The sequence below is a fragment of the Pseudomonas sp. PDM28 genome, assembly GCF_019219115.1.
Lineage (GTDB): Bacteria > Pseudomonadota > Gammaproteobacteria > Pseudomonadales > Pseudomonadaceae > Aquipseudomonas > Aquipseudomonas laurylsulfatiphila.
The window spans coordinates 343582-360486 of the sequence record NZ_JAHUWG010000007.1 but is presented as its reverse complement, the minus strand read 5'-3'; the positions used below and the strand labels follow the sequence as shown (position 1 = coordinate 360486).

General features: G+C 60.1%; 8 protein-coding genes and 1 riboswitch. Of the genes, 3 read left to right on the top strand and 5 right to left on the bottom strand.

All coding sequences use genetic code 11. The features are described 5' to 3' along the window. Positions 1-160: 160 nt before the first annotated feature. Positions 161-6727 (top strand): NEL-type E3 ubiquitin ligase domain-containing protein, encoded by a 6567-nt coding sequence (locus KW841_RS18330; RefSeq protein ID WP_218478837.1) that lies wholly within the window; start codon positions 161-163, stop codon positions 6725-6727. Between the two features lie 514 nt (positions 6728-7241). On the opposite strand, the gene metH is transcribed toward KW841_RS18330, so the two are convergent. Next, a complete protein-coding gene (gene metH, locus KW841_RS18325; protein ID WP_218478835.1) occupies positions 7242-10952 on the bottom strand; it encodes a methionine synthase in 3711 nt (1236 codons plus the stop codon). 156 nt (positions 10953-11108) lie between these two features. On the opposite strand from metH, the gene KW841_RS18320 reads away from it, so the two are divergent. After that, on the top strand, positions 11109-13406 hold the full coding sequence (locus KW841_RS18320) for a fatty acid cis/trans isomerase (protein WP_218478833.1): 2298 nt from the start codon (positions 11109-11111) through the stop codon (positions 13404-13406). Positions 13407-13639: 233 nt separating this feature from the next. Further along, a complete protein-coding gene (nfuA, locus tag KW841_RS18315) occupies positions 13640-14224 on the top strand; it encodes a Fe-S biogenesis protein NfuA (protein WP_007912592.1) in 585 nt (194 codons plus the stop codon). 145 nt (positions 14225-14369) lie between these two features. Here the strand turns inward: nfuA and cobM are convergent, their stop codons facing one another. From cobM to KW841_RS18295, 4 genes are all read right to left on the bottom strand, one after another. Then, a complete protein-coding gene (gene cobM / locus KW841_RS18310) occupies positions 14370-15116 on the bottom strand; it encodes a precorrin-4 C(11)-methyltransferase (RefSeq protein WP_218478831.1) in 747 nt (248 codons plus the stop codon). 84 nt (positions 15117-15200) lie between these two features. Continuing rightward, positions 15201-15614 (bottom strand): cobalamin biosynthesis protein, encoded by a 414-nt coding sequence (locus KW841_RS18305; protein WP_015094887.1) that lies wholly within the window; start codon positions 15612-15614, stop codon positions 15201-15203. Beyond that, entirely contained in the window at positions 15611-16318 is a 708-nt protein-coding gene (locus KW841_RS18300) for a CbtA family protein (protein WP_218478830.1), read from the bottom strand. The genes KW841_RS18305 and KW841_RS18300 overlap by 4 nt, the downstream gene beginning before the upstream one ends. 11 nt (positions 16319-16329) lie before the next feature. After that, positions 16330-16521: a CbtB-domain containing protein gene (locus KW841_RS18295; protein ID WP_218478828.1), complete on the bottom strand. Its 192-nt coding sequence runs from the start codon at positions 16519-16521 to the stop codon at positions 16330-16332. A gap of 121 nt (positions 16522-16642) precedes the next feature. Next, positions 16643-16869, bottom strand: a riboswitch (cobalamin riboswitch). Between the last annotated feature and the right edge of the window lie 36 nt (positions 16870-16905).

Below are 16905 nucleotides of genomic sequence, written 5' to 3'. Positions count from 1 at the left end.
TGGTCCTCGAAAAGCATAGTCAATCCGGCGATTCGTGTGCGGGTCGGCGGCCATTTATTGACGCCGTTGGTAACAAACCAGTGCCAGAGCCATAACTATCTACCGCAAACCCGTGTTTGCGAAATGGTGTCCTGTCCCTCCAATTGCCAGGAGAGACAACATGCTCACCATTGCCCCGGAAAAAACCCGCATTCATCGCGACCTGCTCAAGCAGATGGCTCCCGACTGGTTGATCAAGGCCGCGCCAGAAAGGCAGGCAGCCATAAGAGCGTCCGCTACGCGCCTGCCAGACTGGTACCGGCACGCGTCGGTCCAGCAACAGCAGGCGTTGAAAAGCAGTTTCAACGCCAGTTTCACGGCCCAGACACAACTCGACAACGCGATGTCGGCCTTGCAGGACATCGACGCGTTCGCCGCGCCATTGCTGACCAGTGCGCTCAAGGATCAGTTCAGTGTGGACGTGGACGTCAACACAACCTTGTTGTGTCTGAGGCGACCATTGGAAGTCAGTGACTTCGAGATCGAAATCTCCCACTTCGAGGTGATGAAGCTCACGTTGCTGCAGGCCGCGTTGCATAACTTCGAAGCCTCGGAATGCGAGGAAGGTGCCTTTCATCGTGCGTCCGGATTTGTCGTGGAAACAACCACGCCCGGATCTTTCGAACCCATTACCCTGAACATGACGGTCAGGGCGTTCCTGTCGCTTTGTCGTGCCCTGGATATCGGCGCGCAGTATCAAACCTGCGTTCAGGGATTCTTCGAGTCTGCGACGGCGCAGGAGGCGACCCTTCGCCAGTCATTCATCGCCAGTCAGAAAACTGCGCTGAAAGCAGCTGCCGAACTGGCACTGTTGAAAAAAGACATCGAACCCGACGACTACACAATGATTGTCTCGATCGTCAACGGCGAGGTTCATCCGAGCGTCGGCAACAGGCCGGTGTGGTTTCGCGACCTGAGCCTGATGAAGCGCCGGATGACTGGCTGCGTGGTGTTCAGCATCTGCGAACAATATCGCTACACCGATGATTTCATTGTCTACATCCCTCATGATCCAGAACACCCGCTCAAGCGCTACACCAAAGCGCAGTGGCGTGATGAGTTCAAACGTCAATTCACCGCTCGCGATGCGTCAGCCTCCGGCGCTCAGGGGCCGACGGCTCACCAGCGCTTTTTCAGCCAGTTCGTCGCCTATGCCGACCGACCGTATTACTTCAGTCAGTTCACTCGCAGAGCGGCGGATGCGCCGTCTGATCCGTTGCACTCCATCTGGGTCAAAGTCGCCCAATTCATCCCGCCGTTTTCTTCCATTGCCCGCATCAAAGAGCTGCCACCGGAGCGTCAGGCCCCACGCGAGCCTGTCGAAGACCCGTACCTCAATGCATTCGGCGTCAATCGTAAAGGGGTCGACGGGCTCTGGTCCGCCAACTCCGATCTGTTCGTCTATCTGTACGAGCAGAATCGCAACAAGGTGATTGCCGATGCGCGTAGCCATGCGGTTCCAACGGCTGAAGTCGACGCGAAAGCGCGAGCGGAAAAACTCAACCATCTGCTGGAAATCGGTTTGTTAGGGTTGAACATGGTGTCGATGTTCGTCCCGGTACTGGGCGAGATCATGCTCACGGTGATGGCCGGGCAACTGCTGTACGAGTCCTTCGAGGGCGCGATCGAGTGGAGCGAGGGTGATCGCGAAGCCGCCAAGAGGCACCTGATCGACGTGGCAGAAAACCTGGCGCTGATCGGCGTCATGGCCGGCGTGGGCAAGGGGCTCGGCAAACTGACCGCGGTGAAACCCGAACCGCTGGTTGAACGCCTGGAGCCCATCACGCTGCCCAGTGGCCAAAGCCGTTTATGGAAACCCGATCTGAGCGCTTATGAGTGTGACGATGTGCTCGATCGCCATTCCGCTCCCGATGCAATGGGGCACTATCGGCTCAACGGCAAGACCTACATCCGCCAGTCAGGCAAGGTCTATGAAACCCGTTTTGATGAATCGCTGAAAAAGTGGCGCATCCAGCATCCGCACAACGCGCAGGCCTACCAACCGATACTCGAACACAACGGCCACGGCGCCTGGCGTCATACGCTGGAGCGCCCGCTTCAGTGGGACCGCCTGACGTTGCTGCGGCGCATGGGGCCTGTCACCGAGGCGTTTACCGATGAGCAACTGCTGCAGATCGCCGACGTCAGCGGTATCAGTGACAACGCCTTGCGCAAAATGCACAGGGATCGATTGCCGCCGCCACCTGAACTGACCGATGCCTTGCGTCTGTTTAAGGCTGACCCGGGATCGGCTCAAAATCTCCCAGAGGCAAATCGCGGGTCCTTGGTCGGCATGTTGCAACGCGCATGCCCCGGCCTGGACCAATCCGCTGCGCAAAGGGTGCTGTTCGATGCCAATGCCGAAGAACTGACACGCCTGCAAACAACCCGTCGGGTGCCGTTGAAAATGCTCGAGGAGGCGCATTGGTATGCGCGACAAGGGCGGGTGAACCAGGCGTTTGCCAGCCTGCATCAGCAGCGCATGGCTTCCGCCGATAGCCGATGGCTCGCCCTGCATGCGCTGGAACGGTTGCCCGGTTGGTCCGACGGAGTGCGCCTGGAAATACGCGAGGGCAGCGTCAGTGGTCCGCTGCTCGATGGCATCGGCAGCGAGACTGCAACCAGTCGCAAATACCTGGTGAAAAACGGCCCCACCTATCAAGCATTCGATGAGACAGGCGAAGCACTCAACAGCGTGCCGTCGCAGGGTGACAGCTTTTTCGCATCGATCATGCATGCCTTGCCTGATCAGTCCCGCCAGGCATTGGGCGTTCCGCATGTGGCGCAGAGCAGTGCCCTGCGCGAAGCGGTGATTGAGTGGGCCGGTAAACATCGCACTGAACTGGCGCAACGGCTGCTGCAGCGCACGGGCAGGCGCAAAGCGTTCAAGCCGCCCGTTCGTGTCGCGGAACGTACGCTGGGCTATTACGCCAGCGGGCGCGGACAAGGGATAAATCCGTCGCTGGTGACTCGCGTGCGGGATGTTTATCCGCAACTCACCGATCAGCAGGCCAACGGCTTCATCCTCAAGCAGTTGCGAGAAGGTAAAACCGACGCACAGATTTTCAATCATTTGCAGACGCGCCTGCGCGAGTGGCAACAGCTTGAAACCACACTCGACCAATGGGTCGGCGAACCAGGTTCCGAGTCGGTTTTACGCTCGATGCCGGGAGGCAAGAGCGCTGCTGCGCGAAACATCAGGCAAGCCTGGCGCAATGCGTCGTTGGCCGATGAACAACCGCACTTGCGATTACTGGAGGTGGCCTGTGACGACCCGCTTCCGTCGCTGGCGGCGGATTTTTCGCATGTGGAAGGGCTGCTTCTCTGGGGACGGTGCGTGACGGACGCCAATGTCGATACGCTGCTGGGCGCATTTCCCAAGCTGAAACGCCTGCGGATCAATTCAACCAGCGACGAGCTGACTAACGTACCGAACGCGTTGAGCGCGATGCCGGACCTTACCAGCCTGAGTCTGTCTTCAGCGGTGCCCTACGCGGCTGACATGTCGGCCCGGCTGAGTGCACTGACGACGCTTGAGGAACTCAGTGTGTATTCCTCTGGCTATGCGCCGCTGACACTGGATGTCAGCCGCATGCGCAATCTGCGCGAATTGAAAGTCCTTGCACCATCGCTGTATCAATGGCCCGCCGGGGTGCTTGAACTACCCAATCTTGTACGTCTGGATCTCAGAAGCACGGGCATCAGCTCGCTGCCGGATGGCGTGTTCCAAGGGCACGAACAACTCTGGTCAGGGTTGTCGCTGGACTGGTCGCACTTCACCCGGGAAAACTTCAAGCCTGCCTATGAGTACGTCAAGAATCATCCGGAACATCTCATTGACCGGGAAGAGATGGTCAGGGACTACTGCAAAAGTGAACTCAATCGCCTGGCAGACGGCCTGTACGAACCGTCGGTGGGCCTGTTCAACAATTTTGTCGAGCAGTGGAAGGGGGCCGATGAGCGATTCGAAGCCGTCGATGCCTTGAGCGCCCAGTTCCGGGAGTTGGAGGGGCGACTGAACGACTGGTCCGGTCATACCATGGCGCAGAACATCGATATGAAGGAAGTGATAGGGCGGTCCTGGGCCGCGGCATTCTTCAAGACTAACTGGCGGCACGGTGTATTCAGGCGCTACGGCTCGACCGCCGATGCTTCGGTGCTTGCACTGCCGAAAGTGCCGTTCAGTGAGTTCCCCTCGCTGCCCGCCGGGGCTTTCGATCATGTGCAAGAGTTGTATCTCAAGGGCGTGCAGGCGCCTGCCGATCAGTTCCGTGGTTTTATCCAAGGGTTTACCGAGCTGCAAACTCTCGACCTGAGCGCGAATGGTTTGACCCACGTGCCGATTGCACCGGGCTCCCTTGCGAAGCTGAACCGTCTGGATCTTTCCGGTAATCGGATTGCCATCAATCCTGAGGTGCAGCAAGTGCTTGATGGCCTGCACGCAGTCGAGAACCTGGACTTGAGCGATAACCCGCTGACTTCGCTGGATGTCAGTGGCATGAATCGCCTGAAGGCCTTGAACCTGCGCGATACGGATCTGCAGCAATGGCCCACGGGAATGCAGGATCTGCCGCAGTTGGCCTGGGTGGATCTGCGAGGCAGCAAGATCTCTTCGCTGCCGGAGGACCTTGTGGATGATCTGCTGCTCAAGACCCAGCTGACCGGCCTATCGTTGACGTCGCAAGCGACTACGGCGCTCAAAGCGGCTCGTCAGCGCGTTGAAATTGCCCATGGCCTGCCGGTCGGCACGCTGGAGAACTTCGATCTGCAAGAGGTGCCCGCCAGCTTCCCGCCGACTGAAAGCGGCTTTTCCATCGCTCGGCATTTGCTGCCCCTGCAGGCAGTCCCGGCGGGCGAAGGCAGTGCGCATTTTGCCCAACGGCTGCAGCGATTCCATCCGGCACTTGCCGATGACCAAGCGCTGCGAGCGATTGAACAGATGCGTGATCGTGGTGCGACTGACGTTCAGCTCCGCGAGCGGTTTGGCCAGTGGGACCAGGTGTTCGACGACCTGACAAGTCGCTTGAACGGTTGGCTGTTCACACGGGAAACGCGTGGCGCGGGCTGGATTGTATCGGCGCAAAGTCGTCGGCAAGGTGCTTTACGCATACTCGAATGTTGGTCTGAAGGGCTGACCGGCACCGCGGGTGCGATGGGGGAAATCTTGAATCTCAACGGTCTGCAATTGGGCGATCTGCCCGAATTGCCTGCAGTGTTTTCTCACGTCGACACGCTGGACCTGACGGGCGTAAGACTGTCCAGACAAGGTTCGGACGGCTTTCTCAAGGCCTTTACCCAGGTGAAATCCTTGAAACTCAATGGCAATGGCCTGCAGGCGGTGCCTGAACCTGTCCAGAACATGACCAGCCTTGAGCGGCTGGAGCTTTCGGCAAACCGCTTCGGCGATACCGGGCATTTGTATGCCGCGTTGAACCGCCTGGAACACCTGAAATGGCTGGATCTGGGGCACAACGCCCTGGACGACTTTGATGTCGCCGTGTTTGTGCGACTGGAAACGCTCGATCTGCGCCACAACAATCTGACCGAATGGCCGCAAGGCGTGCTGGATGCCAACCATCTGGTCAAGCTGAACCTGAGCAGCAACGACATCACTGAGATTCCTGTCGAAGCGCTGGATGGTGCGCATGATGCGCTGATGTCCGGCACCGATCTGAGCGAAAACTTCAATGTGGCGCTGGAGAGTCTCGAACGACTCAGGGATTACCGCGAGGCAGATGCGCGGCAAACAGTGTTGGGATTTTCACGTACCGAACTCGACGAAATGATTGCCGAGGCCAGCGGCGAGGCTGACGGTGAAAGTGAAAGCTTCGAATCCGATGAGTCCTTGCCCGACGTAGCACCCGATTTCCAGCAAAGTGCGCCGTGGCTGGCCAATGCCACTTCCGAGGAGCTGGCTGGAAAAACCCGGGTCTGGAATCAACTCGCCGCCGAGCCGGACAACGCCGCGTTCTTTCATCTGCTGTCACGATTGCAGGATACGCAGGAGTTCAGGGTGGCAAATGCCGACCTTACGCGCCGGGTATGGACGGTCATGGACGCCGCGGCCAGCAATAGCGAACTGCGGGAGATTCTGTTTGCCAGCGCCAATACCCATGGCACCTGTGTCGATGGCCGAATCCTCACCTTCAGCGGATTGGAGAGCAAAGTCTTCACCCACAATGCCTTGCTCGACATTCCTGCCGGGCAGCTGGCGGCGAAGGGTGAAGCGTTGCTGAGATTGTCCCGGCAACTTTTCCGCCTGGACAAGGTGGACGAACTGGCGACCAAAGCCGCTGCGCACAGAGGTCGGGATGAAGCTGAAGTTCGTCTGGGTTATCGAATCGGCCTGACGGATGGCTGGAGCGACGGTCTGGAACTGCCAGGGCAGCCCAAACACATGACCTATGCCTCGGGCGTAACACCGCGACAATTGGCCGAGGCCCGGATCGAGGTGAACAGCGCGGAACAATCGGACAAATTCTATGAAGACTTGATCCAGCGTGATTACTGGGTGCAATACCTCAAGGAAAAATACCCTGGAGAATTCCGCACGCTGGATGAGGCAGAAATGCCGGAGGAGGGTGACGGCGCTGACGATGCGGCGTTGATGGTCAAGTTGTTCGACCTGGCTGCTGCGCGCAATAGCAAGATGATCGAGCTGTCTCGCAAGGAGGTCGAGGGCGTCTGAGCCAGACGCTTGAGCCTGGTCTGCGAAGAGGATGCTGAATCTGCGGGCCTCATCGCGGGCAAGCCCGCTCCCACATTTAATCTCCAGTGAACACAAAACTGTGTACGACGAAGATCCCCTGTGGGAGCGAGCCTGCTCGCGATGGCGGAATGTCAGTCGCCGATGATGCTGAATGTGCGGGCCTCATCGCGAGCAGGCTCGCTCCCACATTTAATCTCCAGTGAACACAAAACTGTGTACGACGAAGATCTCCTGTGGGAGCGAGCCTGCTCGCGATGGCGGAATGTCAGTCGCCGATGATGCTGAATGTGCAGGCCTCATCGCGAGCAGGCTCGCTCCCACATTTAATCTCCAGTGAACACAAAACTGTGTACGACGAAGATCCCCTGTGGGAGCGAGCCTGCTCGCGATGGCGGAATGTCAGTCGCCGATGATGCTGAATGTGCGAGTCTCATCGCGGGCTTGCCCGCGAAGGCGTCGTGGGGAGCGCCATCGCAGCAAGCCTTTTCCTGGTTTAGTTGTCGTAACCCAGGTTCGGCGCCAGCCAGCGTTCGGTCACGCTCAACTCCTGGCCTTTGCGCGAGGTGTAGCTCTGCACCTGGTCCTTGTCGACCTTGCCCACGGCGAAGTACTGCGCCTGCGGGTGAGCGAAATACCAGCCGCTGACCGCTGCTGCCGGGAACATGGCGTAGTGTTCGGTGAGGAACACGCCGCTGCGGCCGGCGCGCATTTCCTGAGCTTCGGGATCGAGCAGGGCGAACAACTGGGCTTTTTCGGTGTGATCCGGGCAGGCCGGATAACCCGGTGCCGGACGGATGCCGGTGTATTGCTCCTTGATCAGCGCTTCGTTATCCAGCACTTCATCCTTGGCGTAGCCCCAATAGTCTTTACGCACCTGCTGGTGCAGCCATTCGGCGCACGCCTCGGCCAGACGGTCGGCCAGGGCCTTGACCATGATCGAGTTGTAGTCGTCGCCAGCGTCCTGGTAGGCCTTGGCCACTTCTTCGGCGCCGATGCCGGCGGTGGTGATGAAACCACCCACGTAGTCAGTCACTTCACTGTCCTTGGGCGCGACGAAGTCGGCCAGGGAGAAGTTCGGCTTGCCGTCGGTCTTGATGATCTGCTGGCGCAGGTGATGCAGCTTGGCCATTGGCTTGCCGTCATCGCCATAGAGTTCGATGTCGTCGTCATGCACCTGGTTGGCCGGCCAGAAACCGAACACCGCGCGGGCGCTGATCAGCTTCTCGTCGATCAGTTTGGTGAGCATTTCCCGGGCATCCTTGTACAGCGAGGTGGCCGCTTCGCCGACCACTTCGTCCTGGAGGATGCGCGGGAATTTGCCGGCCAGGTCCCAGGATATGAAGAACGGCGTCCAGTCGATGTACTCGGCCAGAACGTTGAGGTCGATGTTGTCCAGTACCCGGGTGCCGGTGAAGGTCGGTTTGACCGGCGTGTAGCTCGCCCAGTCGAACTGTGGTTTCTTGGCGATGGCCGCGCCATAGCTCAGGCGTTCGGTGCGGGCGCTGCGGTTGGCGGTGCGCTCGCGAACCTCGATGTAGTCCTGACGGGTTTTCTCGACGAAACCGGCCTTGAGCTCCTTGGACAGCAACTGGGTCGCCACGCCCACGGCACGGGAGGCGTCGGTGACGTAGATCACTGCGTCGTTGCTGTACTTCGGCTCGATCTTCACCGCGGTGTGCGCCTTGGAGGTGGTGGCGCCACCGATCATCAATGGCAGGTGGAAGTCCTGGCGCTGCATTTCGCGGGCGACGTGGACCATCTCATCCAGCGACGGGGTGATCAGGCCGGACAGGCCGATGATGTCGCACTTCTGCTCCCTGGCCACCTGGAGGATTTTCTCCGCCGGGACCATCACGCCGAGGTCGACGATGTCATAGCCGTTGCAACCGAGTACGACGCCGACGATGTTCTTGCCGATATCGTGCACGTCGCCTTTCACGGTCGCCATGAGGATCTTGCCCTTGGCTTCAGGCTTGTCGCCTTTTTCCAGTTCGATGAACGGGATCAGGTGCGCCACGGCCTGCTTCATCACGCGAGCGGATTTCACCACCTGGGGCAGGAACATTTTGCCGGCGCCGAACAGGTCGCCGACGATGTTCATGCCGGCCATCAGCGGGCCTTCGATCACTTCGATCGGGCGGCTGAAGGACAGGCGCGATTCTTCGGTATCTTCGACGATGTGGGTGGTAATGCCTTTGACCAGCGCATGTTCCAGACGCTTGTTGACGTCCCAGTTGCGCCACTCTTCGGTCTCGGCTTCCTTGACGCTGCCGTCGCCCTTGTACTTGTCGGCGATGGCGAGGAGGGCGTCGGTGCCTTCCGGGGTGCGGTTGAGGATCACGTCTTCGACGGCGTCGCGCAGTTCCACCGGGATCTGGTCGTAGATCTCCAGTTGCCCGGCGTTGACGATACCCATGGTCAGCCCGGAGCGAATGGCGTACAGCAGGAACACCGAGTGGATCGCCTCACGCACCGGGTTGTTGCCGCGGAACGAGAACGACACGTTGGACACGCCACCGGACGTCAGCGCGTACGGCAGTTCGTCACGGATGTAGGCGCAGGCGTTGATGAAATCGACGGCGTAGTTGTTGTGTTCTTCGATACCGGTGGCGACGGCGAAGATGTTCGGGTCAAAGATGATGTCTTCCGGCGGGAAGTCCACTTCGTTGACCAGGATGTCGTAGGAGCGTTTGCAGATTTCCTTCTTGCGCGCTTCGGTGTCGGCCTGGCCGGCCTCGTCGAAGGCCATCACCACCACCGCGGCGCCGTAGCGCTTGCACAGTTTGGCGTGGTGAATGAACTGTTCCACGCCTTCTTTCATGCTGATCGAGTTGACGATGCCTTTGCCCTGGATGCATTTCAGGCCGGCTTCGATCACTTCCCACTTCGAGGAGTCGATCATGATCGGTACGCGGGAGATGTCCGGTTCGCCGGCAATCAGATTGAGGAAGGTCACCATGGCCTTCTTCGAATCGAGCATCCCTTCGTCCATGTTGATGTCGATCACCTGTGCGCCGGCCTCGACCTGCTGCAGGGCGACTTCCAGGGCTTCGGTGTAGTTGTCCTCGCGGATCAGCCGGGCGAACTTGGCGGAACCGGTGATGTTGGTGCGCTCGCCGACGTTGACGAACAGCGAACTGCGATCGATGGTGAAGGGTTCCAGGCCCGAGAGGCGGCAAGCCTTGGGGATGTCCGGGATCTGGCGCGGCGCATAACCGGCCACGGCCTTGGCGATGGCTTCGATGTGGCCCGGCGTGGTGCCGCAGCAGCCGCCGACAATGTTGAGGAAGCCGCTTTGGGCGAACTCTTCGATGACCTTGGCGGTTTGCGACGGCAGTTCGTCGTACTCGCCGAATTCGTTCGGCAGGCCGGCGTTCGGGTGCGCCGACACGTGGGTGCCTGCCTTGTTCGACAGCTCTTCGAGGTACGGGCGCAACTCGCTGGCGCCGAGGGCGCAGTTCAGGCCAACGGAAATCGGCTTGGCGTGGGCCACGGAGTTCCAGAAGGCTTCGGTGGTCTGGCCCGACAGGGTGCGGCCCGAAGCGTCGGTGATGGTGCCGGAAATCATGATCGGCAGTTCGACGCCCAGCTCTTCGAACACGCCTTGCACGGCGAAGATCGCGGCCTTGGCGTTGAGGGTGTCGAAGATGGTTTCGATCAGGATCAGGTCGGCGCCGCCCTCGATCAGGCCTTTGGTGGATTCGGTGTAGTTTTCCACCAGTTCATCGAAGGTCACGTTGCGGTAGCCGGGGTTGTTCACGTCCGGGGACAACGAGCAGGTGCGACTGGTAGGACCGAGCACGCCGGCGACGAAGCGCGGCTTCTCCGGGGTTTCCAGGGTCTTGGCGTCGGCGACCTTGCGTGCAAGCCGAGCGCCTTCTACGTTTAATTCATACGCCAGGCCTTGCATGCCGTAGTCGGCCAGGGAGATCTGGGTGGCGTTGAAGGTGTTGGTTTCCAGAATGTCGGCGCCAGCGTCGAGGTAGGCTTTCTCGATGCCGCCAATCACGTCCGGGCGAGTCAGGACCAACAGGTCGTTGTTGCCTTTGACATCGCTCGGCCAGTCAGCGAAGCGTTTGCCACGGTAATCCTGCTCTTCGAGCTTGTAGCTCTGGATCATCGTGCCCATACCGCCATCGAGAATCAGGATGCGCTCTTTGAGGGCGTGCTTGAGAGCTTGAAGGCGAACGCTGCGATCGGACATTTGGACTACTCGGTAAGACCATGACGAAGGGGCGGGATGATAGCAAACCTGTGCGCTTTTAGAGCATGACTCGGTTTTGCATGAATATCGTTCATGTTGTCAGGGGTGGCAGACCGGTAGAATCGCGGCGTTTTTTCAGGATCCAGGACCAGGGACATGTCTTATCGCTTCGTCATCAGCAGTGTGTTGATGCTTTTAAGCTGGGGCGCTGCGGCGCAAAGTCCGGCGAACTCCTCTGCCATTTCCTACAGTCGAGACATTCAACCGATCTTCACTGAAAAGTGCGTGGCCTGCCACGCCTGCAACGACGCCGCCTGTCAGCTCAACCTGGGTAGCGGCGAGGGCGCGGCACGCGGCGCGACGAAAGTCCCGGTTTACGACGGTGACCGCACCAAGGCGGTGGCGCCGACGCGGCTGTTTCTGGACGCCTCCGGAAAAGCCGCCTGGCAACAAAAGGGCTTCTTTTCGGTGCTCGATGCCCAGGGTAGCCAGGCCGCATTGATGGCGCGGATGCTGGAACTGGGCCACAACACCCCCTTGCAACCCAACGCCAGGCTGCCCCAAGACATCGTCCTGGGACTGAACCGGGAGAACATGTGCTCCATGCCCGCGCAGTTCGATGGCTACGCCGCTTCGCACCCGAAGGAAGGCATGCCGCTGGCGGTGACCGGCCTGACCGACCCGCAGTACCAGACGCTGCAACGCTGGCTGGCCGCAGGCGCCCCTATCGATCAACAGGCCCTGGCCCCGAGTGCGCAAGAAGCGCAGCAAGTGATCCAGTGGGAAAACCTGCTCAATTCGCCGGGCGCCCGGCAGAGCCTGGTGGGGCGCTGGCTGTATGAGCACTGGTTCCTCGCCCATCTTTACTTCAAGGAGGGTGAGCCCGGGCATTTCTTCCAGTGGGTGCGTTCGCGCACGCCGACCGGCCAGCCGATTGACCTGATCAATACCCGGCGCCCCAACGATGATCCGGGCTCGGAGTTTTACTACCGCTTGTGGCCGGTGCAGGGCGTGATCGTGCACAAGACCCACATCTCCTATCCCCTGAGTGCGGCGAAGCTGGCGCGGGTCAAATCCCTGTTCTACAGCGGCAACTGGGAGGTCAATGCATTGCCGGGCTACGGGCCGAAGAGCCGGGCCAACCCCTTTACCACCTTCGAAGCGATTCCGGCCCAGGCGCGCTATCAATTCATGCTCGATAACGCCGAGTACTTCGTGCGCACCTTTATCCGTGGGCCAGTGTGTCGTGGGCAGATCGCCACGGATGTGATTCGCGATAACTTCTGGGCGTTGTTCCAGGCACCTGAACACGACCTCTACATCACCGACCCGAACTATCGCGGGCAAGCCACGCCCTTGCTGGCGATGCCGGGGCAGAATGATGATGTCGGCAGCGTCCTGACCCTGTGGCACGACTACCGCGACAAACGCAACGAATACGAGGCCCTGCGCCGCGACAGCTACGCCGACTTGCCCGCACCGAGCTGGTCGACCCTGTGGGCCGGCAACGACAACGCGCTGCTGAGCATCTTTCGCCATTTCGACAGCGCCTCGGTGACCAAGGGCCTGATCGGCGAAGTACCGCAGACGATGTGGCTGTTCGACTATCCGCTGCTGGAGCGCACCTACTATCAACTGGCAGTCAATTTCGATGTGTTCGGCAACGTGTCCCATCAGGCCCAGACGCGCCTGTATTTCGACCTGATCCGTAACGGCGCCGAGCAGAATTTCCTGCGCCTGATGCCCGCCGATTCGCGGGAGGGCTACCTCGACGACTGGTATCAGAACAGTGGCAAATTCAAGATGTGGCTGGACTACGAGTCCATCGACGATGACAAGCCGACGGCACTGAAGCTTGATCCGCAGGATCCCAAACGCGACTTTGCCATGCAATTGCTGACCCGTTATGGCGACCTCAATGCCAGGCCCGACCCGATCAACCGCTGCGACGGCGCCTACTGCTCGCGGCCGAACATTGATCCTGGCCTGCAAAATGCCGAACAGGTGTTGAGCCGCCTGACTTCGCGTCCGGCGGCGGGGTTGAAAGTGATTGATCAACTGCCGGAAGCGACCATGCTGCGCATCGAAACCGGCAGCGGCAAGCGTGAGATCTACAGCCTGCTGCGCAACCGGGCCCACAGCAACGTGGCGTTCCTGCTCGGCGAATCGCTGCGCTATCAGCCGGGGCTCGATACCCTGACGATTTTCCCGGGCGTGCTCAGCAGCTACCCGAACTTCATGTTCAACATTCCGGCCGGGCAAGTGCCGGCGTTTGTGGATGCGATGGAGAACGCCAAGGATAGCGACAGCTTTGAGAAAATCGTCGAACGTTGGGGAATACGCCGCAGTCATCCGCAATTCTGGCTGTATTTCCATGATCTGAGCCGCTACATCCAGGAGACCGATCCGGTGGAAGAGGGCGTGCTGGACATGAATCGCTTCGAGAACCTCTGACCAGGCGCAGATCCCCTGTGAGCGGGCTTGTGTGGCGAGGGGGCTTGCCCCCGTTGGGTCGCGAAGCGGCCCCAGAAAATGGGACTGCTGCGCAGTCCAACGGGGGCAAGCCCCTCGCCACACAAGCACGCCCCCACAAGGGGGATCGTCGGAATCTTTCCTGACAAAAATACTGGGACTTTGTCCGGCGCGCCGATTGGCGTAAACTGCGCCCAAGCCTGCGAGGAGTTTCCATGACCGCTATTACCATTACCGACGCCGCCCACGATTATCTGGCTGATCTGCTCTCCAAGCAGAACACCCCGGGCATCGGCATCCGCGTCTTCATCACCCAGCCTGGCACCCAGTACGCCGAAACCTGCATTGCCTACTGCAAGCCGGGCGAAGAAAAACCGGAAGACACCGCGCTGGGGCTGAAAAGCTTCACCGCCTACATCGACCATTTCAGCGAAGCCTTCCTGGACGATGCGGTTGTCGACTACGCCACCGACCGCATGGGCGGCCAGCTGACCATCAAGGCGCCAAACGCCAAAGTACCGATGGTCAACGCCGACAGCCCGGTCAACGAGCGCATCAACTACTACCTGCAAACCGAGATCAACCCGGGGCTGGCCAGCCACGGCGGCCAGGTCAGCCTGATCGACGTGGTCGAAGACGGCATCGCCGTCCTGCAGTTCGGCGGTGGTTGCCAGGGCTGCGGCCAGGCCGACGTGACGCTGAAGGAAGGCATCGAGCGCACCCTGCTTGAGCGTATTCCCGAGCTCAAGGGCGTTCGCGACGTGACCGACCACACGCAGAAAGAAAACGCCTACTACTAAGTAAGGTGTTCGCTGCGAAATAAAAAACCTGTGGCGAGGGGGCTTGCCCCCGTTGGGCTGCGAAGCAGCCCCAGCTTTTTTTGGTATTGCGACGGCTACGCCGCCGAACGGGGGCAAGCCCCCTCGCCACAGGGTTAGTGGTGAATCAGGGTCTGTAGAGATGCGCATGCCCCGCGCGATACAGTGACGATTCGCTGAAGTGGTCACTGCCCAGCACCCGTCCCACCAGAATCAACGCCGTGCGCCGAAACCCTTTGGCGGCAACCTTTTCGGCAATGTCCTCAAGCGTTCCCGTCACCCAGTCCTGATCCGGCCAGCTCGCGCGATGAACCACCGCAATCGGGCAATCGGCGCCGTAATGCGGCAGCAGTTCCTCAACGATCTTCGGCAGGTGATTGACCCCCAAATGAATCGCCATGGTCGCGCCGTGCTGCGCCAGGCTGGCGAATTCCTCTCCGGGTGGCATGGTGGTTTTTTCGGCGTAGCGCGTCAGGATCACGCTCTGTGAAACGTCCGGCAGCGTCAGTTCTGCACCCAGCAGCGCTGCACAAGCGGCGGTAGCCGTCACGCCCGGGACGATTTCGAACGCAATGCCCAACTCACGCAGATAGCGAATCTGTTCGCCAATGGCACCATACAGGCTCGGATCGCCAGAGTGTACCCGGGCCACGTCCTGGCCTTTTGCGTGGGCGGCCTTGAACAGGTCGATGATCTGTTCCAGATGCAGTTCGGCGCTGTTGACGACCTGCTCGGCACAATGACCTTCCAGTACCGCGGCTGGCACCAGCGAGCCGGCATAAATGATCACCGGGCAACTGCGAATCAGCCGCTGACCCTTGACGGTAATCAGTTCGGGGTCGCCGGGACCTGCGCCAATGAAGTAGACGGTCATCGTCGGTTCCTGTGGGAATAAAAGGGGCTGAACAGGGCTTCAGATGAAGAATGTTCATGATCGAGGCGGGGATTATCGGGGATTTTATGCCGCGCCGGCCAATGCCAGGGTTGCCTGGGCATATTTTTGTCGGGGGATCAGCAGTTTAGCCGGGGCCTGGGCCAGTTGTTCGGCCAGGGCCAGTGCGGCGCTTTCCGCCACGCCGTAGCAACCGGTGCGTTCAAACGCTATTTGCGATTGATGGCTGAGTTGCGGCTCATAGGGGGCCAGTTGTTCACTGCTGAAGTACATCAATTCCAGGCCAAGCTGCTGAGCCAGTTCGATCAGTGCGGGTTCGTCGCGCTTCGAATCGATGCTGGCCAGGGCCTTGATTTCATGGCGCGCAATCTGGTGCGCCTCCAGTGCCTGGTCGAGCAGCGCCAGCAAGGTGCTGACGGGGCAGCCCTTTTGGCAGCCCAGGCCGACCACCAGGGTCGGCGCAGTGCTGACGTCCGTCATGCGTGGTATTGGCCATCGCTTTTGCGACGGAACAACCAGGCGCTGATCAGGCCCAGGGCCAGCCAGAACGCCACGTTGGTCAGTTGCGAAGCGATTTTGAATTGGGTTTCCAGTGCCTCCGGAGCGAGCATCGAATGCACTTGCGGTTGCGGTGCGCCAATCACATGGGGAACGGCAAGGATCGCCACGCCGAGGACTTTCATCAGCCAGTGACGGCTGAACACGATCAGCGCGATACCGACGGCGGTGGAGGCGGCGGTACCGATCCACCACAGTTGCCGTTGTGCCAGATCGGCGGCGGCAGTGCCTGGCAGTTCAGGTGGCAGGCCGAGGGTCGGTGCGAGCACGAAAGTCGCATAGCCGGCCAGACCCCAGAGCAGGCCCTGGGAGGTTTTGGTCGGTGCACGCAAGGTGTACAGGCCAGCCAGCATCAGGGCGAAACCGACGGCCACCACCAGGTTGCCGCCAGTGGTCGACAGCACGCGCTGCCAGCCGTCTTGCGGTTCCCAGGCTTCGGCGTCGTGGGTGTGGGCCGCCATCGCGCCATCGGTGTGTTCATGCATTTCAACGGCAGCCGGTTCGGCTTTTTCGTAGGTTTCGGCCTGCAGAATCAGGGGCGCGACCCAGAAGCTTTGCAGCAGGGTCAGCAACAGGGCGGCCAGCAGCCCTGTGAAACCTGCGGTTTGCGCAATACGCTTGATCATCTCAGCAGGTCTCAATGGCACGGGAACGCGGAGCTGTGACGGGTATCGTGGGCGGCATTGTGCATCGCTTCGATGTGCGAGAAACCGGCGAAATACACCAGGCACGCGCCCAGGATCGACGCGCAGACGGCGGCGGTCAGACGTTGAGTCAGGGTAGAAGTGGTGCTGGCTGTAGTGTGGCCGGTGCTGCTGATGATCGACATGGCGTTTCCCTCTGGTCTGTCAGCGGGGAATCAAGAGCGCATGCAAAAACCTGCACGACCAGGCGCGCAGGGTTTCAAACAGCGCCCGCCCTCCGCGGGTTTGTTGTTTCAGTGATCGTTCTGGTCACTTTATGTTGCGGGCCGGTCTCCGGGCTCACGAGGGGCAAAGGCTTGGGCCTGATCCTGCAAGCATCACCTTCCCATGCCGTAGTGGCACAGTGGATCTGATGCTTCACTCGCTTACCGTTGCGGGGGCAGCACCGGACTGACATGGCTTTAGAGTAAAGCACATGATTCACCGGTTTCCCGTTTCACCCTGTGAAGGGCACCCGTAACAAAGTGCGTAGGAGAGCATGGGCGAGGGTTGGGCGTCAATTGGCAAGG

Excerpts from the sequence above, each read along its gene's own strand:
- KW841_RS18305 (WP_015094887.1), bottom strand. The coding sequence starts at position 15,614 with ATGACGGACGTCAGCACTGCGCCGACCCTGGTGGTCGGCCTGGGCTGC.
- KW841_RS18300 (WP_218478830.1), bottom strand. The coding sequence starts at position 16,318 with ATGATCAAGCGTATTGCGCAAACCGCAGGTTTCACAGGGCTGCTGGCC.
- cobM (WP_218478831.1), bottom strand. The coding sequence starts at position 15,116 with ATGACCGTCTACTTCATTGGCGCAGGTCCCGGCGACCCCGAACTGATT.
- metH (WP_218478835.1), bottom strand. The coding sequence starts at position 10,952 with ATGTCCGATCGCAGCGTTCGCCTTCAAGCTCTCAAGCACGCCCTCAAA.
- KW841_RS18330 (WP_218478837.1), top strand. The coding sequence starts at position 161 with ATGCTCACCATTGCCCCGGAAAAAACCCGCATTCATCGCGACCTGCTC.
- KW841_RS18295 (WP_218478828.1), bottom strand. The coding sequence starts at position 16,521 with ATGTCGATCATCAGCAGCACCGGCCACACTACAGCCAGCACCACTTCT.
- nfuA (WP_007912592.1), top strand. The coding sequence starts at position 13,640 with ATGACCGCTATTACCATTACCGACGCCGCCCACGATTATCTGGCTGAT.
- KW841_RS18320 (WP_218478833.1), top strand. The coding sequence starts at position 11,109 with ATGTCTTATCGCTTCGTCATCAGCAGTGTGTTGATGCTTTTAAGCTGG.